Source organism: Bradyrhizobium sp. UFLA06-06, from assembly GCF_054820065.1.
In genome coordinates this window covers 85,055-96,549 of record NZ_JADFUD010000002.1, presented here as the reverse complement: position 1 = coordinate 96,549, position 11,495 = coordinate 85,055, and the positions used below count along the sequence as shown (strand labels likewise).

At 64.7% G+C, this 11,495-nt stretch carries 13 protein-coding genes; 8 read left to right on the top strand and 5 right to left on the bottom strand.

Features of this window, described 5'->3' with window-relative positions:
• Window positions 1-180: 180 nt before the first annotated feature.
• The gene (locus tag IF803_RS02305) at window positions 181-1,203 is read left to right on the top strand and encodes an NADP-dependent oxidoreductase (RefSeq protein ID WP_461191134.1); all 1,023 of its coding nucleotides are present in this window, start codon (window positions 181-183) and stop codon (window positions 1,201-1,203) included.
• 144 nt (window positions 1,204-1,347) lie between these two features.
• Window positions 1,348-1,605, top strand: coding sequence for a hypothetical protein (locus IF803_RS02300; protein ID WP_304500275.1), 258 nt, complete (start codon window positions 1,348-1,350; stop codon window positions 1,603-1,605).
• A 6-nt stretch (window positions 1,606-1,611) separates the two neighbouring features.
• Here the strand turns inward: IF803_RS02300 and IF803_RS02295 are convergent, their stop codons facing one another.
• On the bottom strand, window positions 1,612-2,451 hold the full coding sequence (locus IF803_RS02295; protein WP_461191133.1) for a metallophosphoesterase family protein: 840 nt from the start codon (window positions 2,449-2,451) through the stop codon (window positions 1,612-1,614).
• On the bottom strand, window positions 2,433-2,735 hold the full coding sequence (locus tag IF803_RS02290; protein ID WP_461191132.1) for a hypothetical protein: 303 nt from the start codon (window positions 2,733-2,735) through the stop codon (window positions 2,433-2,435). Before IF803_RS02290 ends, IF803_RS02295 begins: the two co-directional genes overlap by 19 nt.
• Window positions 2,736-2,842: 107 nt before the next feature.
• Between IF803_RS02290 and IF803_RS02285 the strand changes: the two genes are divergently transcribed.
• Window positions 2,843-3,265, top strand: a complete 423-nt coding sequence (locus IF803_RS02285; protein ID WP_411782176.1) for an MAPEG family protein — start codon at window positions 2,843-2,845, stop codon at window positions 3,263-3,265.
• 22 nt (window positions 3,266-3,287) lie between these two features.
• Window positions 3,288-4,586, top strand: coding sequence for an RsmB/NOP family class I SAM-dependent RNA methyltransferase (locus tag IF803_RS02280; protein WP_461191131.1), 1,299 nt, complete (start codon window positions 3,288-3,290; stop codon window positions 4,584-4,586).
• Window positions 4,587-4,702: 116 nt separating this feature from the next.
• On the opposite strand, the gene IF803_RS02275 is transcribed toward IF803_RS02280, so the two are convergent.
• Window positions 4,703-5,977, bottom strand: coding sequence for an MFS transporter (locus tag IF803_RS02275; protein WP_461191130.1), 1,275 nt, complete (start codon window positions 5,975-5,977; stop codon window positions 4,703-4,705).
• Window positions 5,978-6,091: 114 nt separating this feature from the next.
• Here IF803_RS02275 and IF803_RS02270 point away from each other — a divergent pair, with 114 nt between their 5' ends.
• Window positions 6,092-6,544, top strand: coding sequence for a winged helix-turn-helix transcriptional regulator (locus IF803_RS02270; RefSeq protein ID WP_461191129.1), 453 nt, complete (start codon window positions 6,092-6,094; stop codon window positions 6,542-6,544).
• A 197-nt stretch (window positions 6,545-6,741) separates the two neighbouring features.
• On the opposite strand, the gene IF803_RS02265 is transcribed toward IF803_RS02270, so the two are convergent.
• Complete coding sequence (locus IF803_RS02265; RefSeq protein WP_461191128.1) at window positions 6,742-7,074, bottom strand: DHCW motif cupin fold protein; 333 nt, start codon at window positions 7,072-7,074, stop codon at window positions 6,742-6,744.
• Between the two features lie 189 nt (window positions 7,075-7,263).
• A complete protein-coding gene (locus IF803_RS02260) occupies window positions 7,264-7,635 on the bottom strand; it encodes a nuclear transport factor 2 family protein (protein ID WP_461191127.1) in 372 nt (123 codons plus the stop codon).
• A 137-nt stretch (window positions 7,636-7,772) separates the two neighbouring features.
• Between IF803_RS02260 and guaA the strand changes: the two genes are divergently transcribed.
• The 3 genes from guaA to IF803_RS02245 all read left to right on the top strand — a co-directional run bounded on the left by guaA (window position 7,773) and on the right by IF803_RS02245 (window position 10,691).
• Window positions 7,773-9,383: a glutamine-hydrolyzing GMP synthase gene (gene guaA, locus IF803_RS02255; RefSeq protein WP_461191126.1), complete on the top strand. Its 1,611-nt coding sequence runs from the start codon at window positions 7,773-7,775 to the stop codon at window positions 9,381-9,383.
• Between the two features lie 67 nt (window positions 9,384-9,450).
• Window positions 9,451-10,086: a DUF6915 family protein gene (locus IF803_RS02250; RefSeq protein WP_461191125.1), complete on the top strand. Its 636-nt coding sequence runs from the start codon at window positions 9,451-9,453 to the stop codon at window positions 10,084-10,086.
• Window positions 10,083-10,691: a hypothetical protein gene (locus tag IF803_RS02245; protein WP_461191124.1), complete on the top strand. Its 609-nt coding sequence runs from the start codon at window positions 10,083-10,085 to the stop codon at window positions 10,689-10,691. Before IF803_RS02250 ends, IF803_RS02245 begins: the two co-directional genes overlap by 4 nt.
• The last annotated feature ends 804 nt before the right edge of the window (window positions 10,692-11,495 follow it).

The following is an 11,495-nucleotide window of genomic DNA, read 5'->3' as shown; positions in this document are numbered from 1 at the left end:
GCGAACCGCCCCCGACATGACAGTATCGCGTTGGCGCTAATGTGCCTGGCATGACAGCCGTCATTTCAAACAACATTTCAAACAGTGCTGCGCGAAAGAGCAAATCCATCTCCCTTGCGGGGAGCTGAATTGCATGACTACGTGTCCGCCACGAACCAATCACCTCAAGAGGAAATCAACATGTCCCAAGGAAAGCGCATCGTCCTGGCTTCGCGCCCGCACGGCGAGCCCACGTCGGCCAATTTCAGGCTCGAGGACTACACGCCGCCGACGCCGGGCGCGGGCGAGGTGCTGCTGCGCACCATCTGGCTGTCGCTCGATCCCTATATGCGCGGCCGCATGGCCGACGGTCCGTCCTATGCCGCACCGGTGCCGGTCGGCGGCGTGATGGAAGGCGGCACGGTGAGCGAGGTGATCGCCTCCAACAATCCCAGCTTTGCCAAGGGCGATATCGTGCTGTCGCGCGCGGGCTGGCAGACGCATGTGCTGTCCGACGGCAAGGGCCTCGCCAAGATCGATCCGAAGATCGCGCCGATCTCGACCGCGGTCGGCGTGCTCGGCATGCCCGGCATGACCGCCTATACGGGACTGCTCGAAATCGGCAAGCCGCAGGCGGGCGAGACGGTGGTGGTCGCGGCCGCGTCCGGCGCGGTCGGCTCGGCGGTCGGCCAGATCGCCAAGATCAAGGGCGCGCGGGCGATCGGCATTGCCGGCGGCAAGGACAAGTGCGCCTACGTCAAGAACGAGCTCGGCTTCGACGAGTGCCTCGACCATCGCGATCCCAATCTCGCGGCCAAGCTGAAGGAAGCCTGCCCGAAAGGCATCGACGTCTATTTCGAGAATGTCGGCGGCGCGGTGTTCGACGCGGTGTTTCCGCTGCTCAACGCGTTCGCGCGGATCCCGGTCTGCGGCCTGATCGCGCATTACAACGACACCGAAGCGCACGCCCCGAAATGGGCCGGCGCGATGATGCGCAACATCCTGACCAAGCGGCTGACCTTCCGCGGCTTCATCGTCAGCGACTTCGCCGCCATGCATGGCGACTTCCTCCGCGACATGTCGCAGTGGGTGCGCGAGGGCAAGGTCAAGTACAAGGAGTTCGTGACCGAGGGCCTGGACAGCGCGCCGGATGCCTTCATGGGCCTGCTCAAGGGCGCCAATTTCGGCAAGCAGTTGGTCCGGGTCGGGCCGGACAAGGCCTGAGTTACAAGCCCCGGAAGCTCCTATTCCGCGCAACAAAGTATCAAAAGCGCCACAATGGCGGGGATTTGGGGGCCTTATGGCCCCCATTTGCTTGACGGAGACCCGCAGCAGTTGATTCAATATGGCTATATTTCAGGTGTAGCCATGATTTTTGAACTTATTGTTTTCGGGGTCATTCTCCTCGCCGTCGGCTATTGGGCGACGATGTTCGTCATGGGCCGCCGCGACGACGTCTTGCATGGAAGATTCGTCGAGGAGCAGCCGGACACGACACCGGTCCGCATCATGCCGCACGTACCTCGCGTACGGCCCGCGCCGGCGGCACCACCGCCCGACAAGGACTCGCTGCAGGCGCTGCTCACCGTGATCAAGCAGGACCTGCACGACGCGGCGCGGAGCTGACGCGGCTCAGGCCGCCGGCTCCTTGCCGAGCAGCATCTCCAGGTCGACATCGACCTGGCCCTTCGCCCTGACGTGGCGGACCTCGAAACTGTCGGGCTGGAAGCGGTACTCGACGAGACCAACTTCCTTGATGCCGATCACCTCCTGCCGCGCGTCGGAGATGACGAAGCCGGCCGAGGGCGCCCAGATGTGTCTGACATGCTCGAACGTGTAGTCGCGACGCTGGTGCACATGGCCGCTGCCGACCAGACGCCAATCGACCTTGCCGAACATCTCGATCAGGCGGCGGCGCGCCGGCTGCGGGACGAAGCGGATCGCGGTCTCGGCGCGCTCGGCATCGTAGGGCAGGTCGAGGTAGAGCGGCTTGTGCAGGAACAGCGCGACCGGCCTGCCGACGGCCTTGTCGAGCGCGCCTGCGAGCCAGTCGAACTGCTCGGCCTCGCTGTCGAGGCCGGTGTTCATGATCAGCGAATTCAGCCCGATGAAGCACCAGCCGGCGGCGTCGAAATGCCAGCGGTCCTCGCCGAGCACCGAGGTGAAGGCGCCGCGCGTCTCCTCGGTCGGCGGTTGCGTCGGCGGCGCGCCGACCGCGGTCGGATTGTCGCCGATGTCGTGATTGCCCGGCAGATAGAGGCAATCGACCGGCAGCGCGTTGTGCAGCTCCTTGGCGAACGCCAAGTCGTCGCGGCTGGTCGGCCCGTCGAACGAGACGTCGCCGGAGTTGAGCACGAGATCGGGACGTGTCGCGTCGATGTGCTCGCTGACGCGATGAAAGTTGTCGATGAGCGGCCTGAAGCGGCGCGCGAGATGGGTGTCGGAGATTTGTGTCAGGCGAAATTGGGGCATGCATCGCTCCTTTGGGCCGGAGCATAGGTCGGCGCGAAGTCGGAACGATGACGATTTTGCCGTCTTGTTCGATGCCTCGTTTGAAGCCCTGTTTGATGTGTTGTTTGGTCTTGCACCTTGGCGGTCGCTGGATCGCCAGTTGCCGCACCGACGCCGGCGAGCCCCGCCGTCACCATGCCGAGCACGCCGCTGCCCGGGGCCGCGCTGTCGAGGATCGGGGTGATGATGCTGATCGCGTCACACATGAGGGGCTGAAACCGCCATTGGTCCTGGGAGTTGGTCATCCGGGCTCGGGTGATGTTTCAACGGGTTACCGCGCACGCTTCATTGTCTTGGGGGCGAGTGGCGGCTAAGAGGGCGGCCGGGCGCCCGCGGCTGAGGGAGATTTTTGATGTCGGTTCAAATGGTTCTGTTGCCGGTCTTCATCCAGATCGGGCTCGCCTTCGCGCTGTTGTTCGCCATGGCGACGACGCGTACAAGGGCGCTGACGAGCGGCGAGACCAAGATCGCCGACATCGCGCTGCGCGAGCCGAATTGGCCGGCCCAGGCCACCAAGTTCGGCAACTGCTTCGCCAACCAGTTCGAGCTGCCGATCCTGTTCTATGTCCTGATCGCTATTGCGCTGCCGCTGCGCCGTGCCGATCTGTTCATCGTGCTGATGTCCTGGGTGTTCGTGGTGACGCGGTTTGCCCATGCCAGCGTGTTCGTCACCTCCAACGACGTGCGGCCGCGCTCGCTCGCCTGGTTCGCCGGCGCGCTGGTGCTGGCGGCCATGTGGCTGTACTTCGCGCTCAGACTGCTGCTGCTGATCTGATGCGCCCAACCGAAAGAGATCAATGACCCCCGCTGCCCGGCTTTCCGCCGCGATCGAGCTGATCGCCACCATCGACGCACAGCGCATTCCCGCGGCGAAAGCGCTGAAGGAATGGGGCACCGCGCACCGTTATGCCGGCTCCGGCGATCGCGCCGCGATCTCCGGCCTGATCTGGGACGTGCTGCGCCGGCAATCCTCCGCGGCCTATTTGATGGATGACGCCAGCGCCCGGTCGCGCCTGCTCGGCATGCTCAAGCTCGAACGCGGCATGGACATTGCCACGATCCAGGCGCTGTGCGACGGCGGCCGGTTCGCGCCGGATCCGCTGACCGCGACCGAGGAGGCGGCGCTAGCCTCGCGCTCGCTCGAGGAGGCGCCGGCGCATGTCGCGGGCGACTATCCGGACTGGCTCGATCCGCATCTGGCAAAGGTGTTCGGCGACGACCGCGCGGCGGAAGCGACCGCGATGGCGAGCCGCGCGCCGCTCGATCTGCGCGTCAACACGCTGCGCGGCAAGCGCGAGAAGGTGCTGCCGCGGCTGTCGCATCTCGGCGCCAGGGAAACGCCGTGGTCGCCGCTCGGCCTGCGCATCGAGCTCGGCGCCGACGCGCGCAATCCCGGCATCCATGCAGAGGAGGATTTCATCAAGGGCGCCATCGAGGTCCAGGACGAGGGCTCGCAGCTCGCCGCGCTGTTCTCGGCAGCCAAGCCGGGCGAGCAGGTGATCGACCTCTGCGCCGGCGCCGGCGGCAAGACGCTGGCGGTGGCGGCGATGATGCAAGGCAAGGGCCGGCTGATCGCGACCGACAGCGACAAGCGGCAGCTCGCGCCGATCCATGAGCGGCTGTCGCGCGCCGGCGTGCACAATTGCGATGTGCGCACACCGCGCGGCGAGGAGGAGGTGCTGTCCGACATCAAGGCGTCCGCCGACCTCGTGCTGATCGACGCGCCGTGCACCGGCACCGGGACCTGGCGCCGCAATCCCGACGCCAAATGGCGCATGCGCCCCGGCGCGCTGGAGGTGCGGCTGAAGGATCAGGCCGAGGTGCTGGAGCGCGCCGCCCCGCTGGTGAAGGGCGGCGGCCGGATCGCCTACATCACCTGCTCGGTGCTCACGGAAGAGAACGGCGAGCAGGTCAGGGCCTTCATCGCGCGGCATCCGGAGTTTTCCGTGCAGCCGCCGGAGCAGACCGCAGCGGCGCTGTGGGACAAGGCCGAAGCCTTTGCCGAGGCCGCGCTGCTGTCGGCGGAGGGCCTGCTGATGACGCCGCGTCGCAGCGGCACGGATGGGTTCTTCGTCTCGGTGTTGAAGAAGGCGTGAGGCAATGTCGCTTCCTCCGCCGTCATTGCGAGGAGCGTAGCGACGAAGCAATCCATGGCTCCGCACGTGCGGCACGATGGATTGCTTCGCTTCGCTCGCAATGACGGGTTGAGTACCTACGCTTCGGAGCACACGCCGACCGGTACTGGCGTCTTGCTCACCACGATCACCCAGTACAGCAGCGCGCAGGCGCTGATCGCGGCACCCAGCACGCAGACGCCGGGCCAGCCGGCGGCCGCATAGGCCATCGTCGAGGTAATTGCGCCAAATCCTGTTCCGATCGAATAGAACACCATGTAGCCGCCGACCAGCCGGCTCGCCGCGTCGGGGCGCGCGGCGACGATCAGGCTCTGGTTGGTGACATGGATCGCCTGCACCGCGAAGTCGATCATCAGGACGCCGGCCACGACCAGCCACAGCGAGGTATTGAGGCAGGCGATCGGCACCCAGCCGGCGAGCATCAGCAGCAGCGACAAGCCGGTGGTGCGCTGCCCCCAGCCGCGGTCGGCGAGCTGGCCGGAATTGCGCGCCGCCAGCGCACCGGCGAGGCCGGCGATCCCGAGCATCCCGATCGTGGTGTGCGACAATGAGAACGGGGGTGCCGCGAGCGGCAGCACGACCGAGCTCCAGAACACGCTGAAGCTTGCGAAGATCAGAAGCGCGAACACCGCGCGTTCGCGCAGGACCTGCTCCTCGACGAACAGCGCGACCGTCGAGCGCAGCAGCTTTGCGTAGGACGATCCGGCCATCGGCTGCGGCGCGTGCCGCGGCAGCGCGCGTGCCAATAGCGCCGCCAGCACCAGTGTCAGCGCGGCCGAGGTGAGGTAGACCACGCGCCAGCCGCCGAGATCGGCCAGTGCGCCGGCGGCAAAACGTGCCAGCAGAATGCCCGAAACCACGCCGCTGGTGACGGTGCCGATGGTGCGGCCGCGGTCGGCCGGTGCGGCCAGCGTCGCGGCGTAGGCGACCAGGACCTGGATCACGACGGCAAGCAGCCCGACCAGCACCATGCCGACAAGCAGCACCGCGGCGTTCGGCGCGGTGCCGACGATGGTGAGCGCGAGCGCCGACAGCACGGTCTGGCCGACGATCAGCCTGCGGCGGTCCCAGAGGTCGCCGAGCGGCACGATCAGCATCAGGCCGAAGGCGTAGCCGACCTGGGTCAGCGTCACGACGCCGCCGATCACCGCCGGCGTGATGGAGAGATCCTGCGCCATGGTGTCCAGCAGGGGTTGCGCAAAATAGATGTTGGCGACGCTGAGGCCGCAGGCGACGGCGAACAGCAGCACGACGGCGGGCGACAGAGCGCGAGCCGTGGTGTCGCCGGGCTTGTCGTTTGTCTTGTGATGGTCCTCGGCCGGCCGGGCCTCAGCCATGGTCTGGTTCGTCATCTTGCCTCCGCTGCAATTCGCAATCTGGTCTTATCATGAGACCAGTTGCGCCGGACGCTGTCTAGTCCTATTTTAAGACCAGTTCAGAATCGTGATCGAGGGAGGCGGAGCGCGATGAAACGGACCGCATTTGCAAAAGCGGAATGCCCGGTGGCGCGCGCGCTGGATGCGATCGGCGACTGGTGGTCGCTGTTGATCGTGCGCGACGCGTTCGACGGCCTGCGCCGGTTCGGCGACTTCCAGAAGAATCTCGGCATCGCCAAGGGCATGCTGACGACGCGGCTGCGCACGCTGGTTGCAACAGGCGTACTCGAGCAGGTCGCGGCCTCCGACGGCAGCGCCTATCAGGAATATGTGCTGACCAAGCGAGGCCACGACCTGTTCCCGATCGTGGTTGGTCTCAGGCAATGGGGCGAGGCGCATCTCTACGCGCGCGGCGAGCCACATTCGGTGCTGCTCGACCAGGCCGGGCAGGGGGTCGGGCAGCTCGTGCTGCCGTCGAAGAGCGGCCAGCCGCTGGGCTGGGCGGATACCAAGGTGAGGAAGGTCGCGGCGCGGAGGCGGTGAGCGTGGATGCTTTTGCTAACTTCGCCCCCCAAATTCCGGCGTCATCCTGAGGTGCGCGCGGAGCGGTGCGCGAGCAGCGCTCGGCGAGCCTCGAAGGATGGGGATGGAGCCGGGCTGTCGCCCTTCGAGACGGTCGCTTCGCGACCTCCTCAGGGTGACGGGACGGAACAGGGCTACCGCGCGCAGGCCCTCGCCGTTCAATCCACAATGAACAGCGTCGCGCCCGTCGTTGTCGACGAACGGTGCGCGGCGTCGCCGAAGTCGGAGACCTGGTAGCTCATGCCCGGCTTCAGCGTGAATCTGCGGCCGTCGCGCAGCTCGGTGTCGAGCTCGCCCGTGACGACAAAGAGTACATGGCCGCGATCGCACCAGTGATCGGCGAGATAATCAGGCGAATACTCGACCATTCGCACCCGCAGCTCGCCGATGTTGAGCGTGCGCCACAGCGCCTGTCCGGTCTCGCCGGGATGCACTGAAGGCTCGACGTTGCTCCAGTCGGTGACGGTGAAGGGCAGGGTGGGAATTTTCATGGGCTGGATCCTGACGTCGCGTCTTCCGCCTCTGCATCCTATACACCGGCGTCATCCTGAGGTGCGCGTCGAGCGGTGCGGCAGCAACGCTCGGCGAGCCTCGAAGGATGGGATGGAGCCGGGCCGTCGCCCTTCGAGACGGTCGCTTCGCGACCTCCTCAGGGTGACGGATTACTGCATGCCGCAACCTCAACCCACCGGATGGTTCGCCGAGCCCTGCCGGATCTTCCCCTCGGCATCCAGCCGCAGATACTCGCAGATCTTCTTGCCGCGTTCGTTCTGGTAGAACACGACGACGCTGTCGGGCGAGACGTAGAGGTCGATCAGCTCGAAATGCAGCTCGGGCAATTTCGCCAGCGCCGCGCTCCAATAGGCCCGCAAGCTCGCCTTGCCGCGCACCGTGCCTGTTGGGCCGAAGCCGAGCGCCGGGATGCGGTCCGAGGTCATCTCGGCATCCTCGGCATACATCGCCAGCACCCGCTCGAGGTCGCGCGCGTTCCAGGCGGCGATCCAGTCGCGACCGAGCGCTGTGAGGCGCGACGGGTCGTGAAAATCCGACATTGGTTTCCTCCATGTGGCTTATGGCCAAATTAGGTCAATAATACTGACCTACATCGATTTGTCCATGCCCAAAGAAGAATGTGGGCGCCCCTTCGAGCGCGGTTGCGGGGGCGGGCGCCGTCGCGTATCTGCTTGCCATGACAGCCCAGCACACAGCCCAAGACACAGCTCAAGCGCCGTCGACGCCCTCCGTGGCCTCGGCGCATGACAAGATTCTGATTGTCGATTTCGGCAGCCAGGTGACGCAACTGATTGCCCGCCGCGTCCGCGAGATGGGCGTCTATTCCGAGATCGTGCCGTTCCAGAAGGCGGAGGCCGCCTTCAAGGAGATGAAGCCGAAGGCGGTGATCCTCTCCGGCGGTCCGGAGTCGGTCCACGAGACCGGCTCGCCGCGCGCGCCGCAGCTGATCTTCGAGTCGGGCGTTCCCGTGCTCGGCATCTGCTACGGCCAGATGACGCTCGCGGCCCAGCTCGGCGGCGAGGTCGAGGGCGGGCACCATCGCGAGTTCGGCCGCGCCGATGTCGAGGTGAAGACCGACAGCCAGCTGTTCGACGGCATCTGGGGCCACGGCGAAAAGCACCAGGTGTGGATGAGCCATGGCGACCGCATCACAAAAATGCCGCCCGGCTTCTCGGTGGCCGGCACCTCGCCGAATGCGCCGTTCGCGATCATCCAGGACGAGACGCGCAAATATTACGGCCTGATGTTCCATCCCGAGGTGGTGCACACGCCCGATGGCGCCAAGCTGTTGCGCAACTTCGTGCGCAAGGTCGCAGGGCTCACCGGCGACTGGACCATGCGCGCGTTCCGCGAGGAGGCGATCGAGAAGATCCGCGCCCAGGTCGGCACGGGCAAGGTGATCTGCGGCCTCTCGGGCGGCGTCGATTCCGCCGTGGCGGCGGTCTTGATCCATGAGGCGATCGGCGATCAGCTGACCTGCGTGTTCGTCGATCATGGCCTGCTGCGGCTCGACGAGGCCAAGACCGTCGTCGACCTGTTCCGCAACCACTACAACATCCCGCTGGTCCATGTGGACGCGTCGAAGGAGTTTCTGGGCGAGCTCGGGGGCGTCATCGACCCCGAGGTGAAGCGCAAAACCATCGGGCGGCTCTTCATCGACGTGTTCGAGGCCGAGGCGAAGAAGATCGGCGGCGCCGCATTCCTGGCGCAGGGCACGCTCTATCCCGATGTGATCGAGAGCGTCTCGTTCACCGGCGGCCCGTCGGTCACCATCAAGTCGCACCACAATGTCGGCGGCCTTCCGGCGCGCATGAACATGAAGCTCGTCGAGCCGCTGCGCGAATTGTTCAAGGACGAGGTGCGCGTGCTCGGCCGCGAGCTCGGCCTGCCCGAAGTGTTCGTCGGCCGCCACCCGTTCCCGGGCCCCGGCCTCGCCATCCGCTGCCCCGGCGACATCACCAGGGAAAAGCTCGACATCCTGCGCAATGCCGACGCCGTCTATATCGACCAGATCCGCAAGCACGGGCTCTATGATGCGATCTGGCAGGCCTTCGCCGTGCTGCTGCCGGTGAAGACCGTCGGCGTGATGGGCGACGGCCGCACCTACGAATACGTCGTCGGCCTCCGCGCCGTCACCTCGACCGACGGCATGACCGCGGACTTCTATCAGTTCGACATGAAGTTCTTAGGCGAGACCGCGACGCGCATCATCAACGAGGTGAAGGGCGTGAACCGGGTGGTGTACGACGTGACGTCGAAGCCGCCGGGGACGATTGAGTGGGAGTAGGGTCGTCGGCCGCCGAACGGCAGTGAACCTAGTCGACGTTCCCTACCTGAGGTCCGCATATTCTGCCATGAGACCTTATCAACACGCTATCAGCAGTGCTCGGGCGCTCGGAGGGCGATGGCAAGACTATTTGGCTGTTCACGAGTTTCTGGACAGCACGAAGGCCGCGTGTGCAGACATGCGGCATCGCATGATCCTGCACAGTGTCGACTTCGGTACGGCGATTGCAAGGACCGCCTTTCCAGATCGCGACGACGTCGACCAGCTCGTGCGCCAGCATGTTGTTGAAGACCTCGGCGAAAGCCGGACGCTTTCCGATTGGTTGAGATATTGCCGGCGACCACATTTGCCGCGATTTTATCCCGAGGCACTTCCAATCGATAACGAGCGCATCATCGCCGACGAGACTTCGCGTAGCGGCATCTCCCACGACGCGCCTGTTCGACAGGTCTGTGCGTTGCTTTTGATGCCGTTGACCTTCGCCTCCGATTTCGGAGCAGACGCACTCTGCGTTCTCGGGAATTCGTTCGGTCCAGGTCTCGTTCGCCGCTTGATCGGACCGCCGATTGACGTCGATGGAAAAGTTTTCGATCCCGCGCTCAGCGCCGAGCGGATAATCTTCGGCTGGTATCGCGCCGTGCCGCCTATGGTCGCCGTCGTTCACACATTGCGATCGCGGCAACAACTCGAGGTCGAGCAATGAAGCTTGGAACAGTGTTGCCAGACGGGGTTTTGCGACTTGGTCCGTGGGAGGTCAAAGATCACCCGGCGTTCCTGCGTCTCGATGGGTTGGTGCGGGAAGCCGCTTCCCAGCTTGTCGGGCTGAGGCAGGATCCGATTGCTGTTGCTTCATCGCCTAATCGCTTTGATGATGCACACACCTATGATTGGCGAGCAGTTCGATGCGGTGATTTCATCAGCGAGAATGGCTCATACTATCCTGGCGTTGATCTAGATCGGGACATCGCAACAGCTTCGCGCCAAGCCAAGACTGCGTATGCCGTCCTTCGTGCGCTCGACGCGGCAGGATGGCGCGACCTATTCGCGAAGGCATTCGACATCAGGATGCCCGATCAAACATTGTCAATTGTCGTGCAAAACGGGCTCACTTGGCTCGTCCTCAGCGCCAACAACGTGACTGAAGACGAGTGCGATCCCGTCTTCGCAATCTGGGAGGATGCGGAGATGAGCTATTTCGCCGAAGCGAAAGAGCGGTTCGACTGGGCTATCCGCAATCCAGTTCCCCTGGAGTTTCTTGGCGAAAACGACAAGCCAAGTTGGCGCCAAGCGATGGATTGGAAGGACTAGCGCGCCGCTTCCCGCCGGACTGCGCCGCACGACAGAACTGCCTCGCCGCAAATCAAATCTCGCCTCGCAATCTGCGACAAATCACCCCGACGGGCAACTCACCAAAACCTGTCAATCCCGAGATAAGAAAATATTCCGCTTGGCGTTTGACCCAACTCAGATGTTCAATATGCGCATCCCACCCGACACGAGGGGCGGATCGCGGTCGTCACGAACGTGGTGTGGGATGCGGTGGACGCTGAGTGCGCGACTGACGAGTGCGCATGAAGTGGACGGCGAAGTCGTGTGGTCCTGACGCCCTAGTGGTAGGTGTCTTCCGCGAGATGCGAAGCATCTTCGCGAAACGGTGACAAAAAAGCCAAGTCTCGCCGGGGAGAGCACGAAGTAAGCCGCACAACCATCGCGCAGGGAAGGCCGGATGTTTCCGGTTACACCTGTGGTCCTACCCCCGAGCTTCCTACCCATTGCTCGGGGCCCATGGGTGCGATCGGCACCCGGTCTTCCCTGCGCCCTCTGATCGAAGAGGGTGAAACCAACAGCAAAGCTCGGACGATTGTCGTCGCGAGAACGCGTTGTCATATCTGACGCTGTTTGAAACCGTTGAACCGAACTGCGCGCTGCCCATCCGGCGCGGCCAGGGCGTCTCCCCGCTGTTCGAACGGCGCACATCTGCCGATCACTGCTCCTTCTTGAACAAATCCTGGAGGATGAGCGGGTCCCAAACGCGGCCGCGTGCGTGCACCAGCGAGCGTAGCCCGGATGAGCCAACGGTTCGCGCGAACGCGCGCCCGATGACCGGCTCCG

Bases quoted from the DNA above. Each gene is read 5' to 3' on its own strand.
- IF803_RS02305 (WP_461191134.1), top strand. From the start codon at position 181: ATGTCCCAAGGAAAGCGCATCGTCCTGGCTTCGCGCCCGCACGGCGAG.
- IF803_RS02300 (WP_304500275.1), top strand. From the start codon at position 1,348: ATGATTTTTGAACTTATTGTTTTCGGGGTCATTCTCCTCGCCGTCGGC.
- IF803_RS02295 (WP_461191133.1), bottom strand. From the start codon at position 2,451: ATGCCCCAATTTCGCCTGACACAAATCTCCGACACCCATCTCGCGCGC.
- IF803_RS02290 (WP_461191132.1), bottom strand. From the start codon at position 2,735: ATGACCAACTCCCAGGACCAATGGCGGTTTCAGCCCCTCATGTGTGAC.
- IF803_RS02285 (WP_411782176.1), top strand. From the start codon at position 2,843: ATGTCGGTTCAAATGGTTCTGTTGCCGGTCTTCATCCAGATCGGGCTC.
- IF803_RS02280 (WP_461191131.1), top strand. From the start codon at position 3,288: ATGACCCCCGCTGCCCGGCTTTCCGCCGCGATCGAGCTGATCGCCACC.
- IF803_RS02275 (WP_461191130.1), bottom strand. From the start codon at position 5,977: ATGACGAACCAGACCATGGCTGAGGCCCGGCCGGCCGAGGACCATCAC.
- IF803_RS02270 (WP_461191129.1), top strand. From the start codon at position 6,092: ATGAAACGGACCGCATTTGCAAAAGCGGAATGCCCGGTGGCGCGCGCG.
- IF803_RS02265 (WP_461191128.1), bottom strand. From the start codon at position 7,074: ATGAAAATTCCCACCCTGCCCTTCACCGTCACCGACTGGAGCAACGTC.
- IF803_RS02260 (WP_461191127.1), bottom strand. From the start codon at position 7,635: ATGTCGGATTTTCACGACCCGTCGCGCCTCACAGCGCTCGGTCGCGAC.
- guaA (WP_461191126.1), top strand. From the start codon at position 7,773: ATGACAGCCCAGCACACAGCCCAAGACACAGCTCAAGCGCCGTCGACG.
- IF803_RS02250 (WP_461191125.1), top strand. From the start codon at position 9,451: ATGAGACCTTATCAACACGCTATCAGCAGTGCTCGGGCGCTCGGAGGG.
- IF803_RS02245 (WP_461191124.1), top strand. From the start codon at position 10,083: ATGAAGCTTGGAACAGTGTTGCCAGACGGGGTTTTGCGACTTGGTCCG.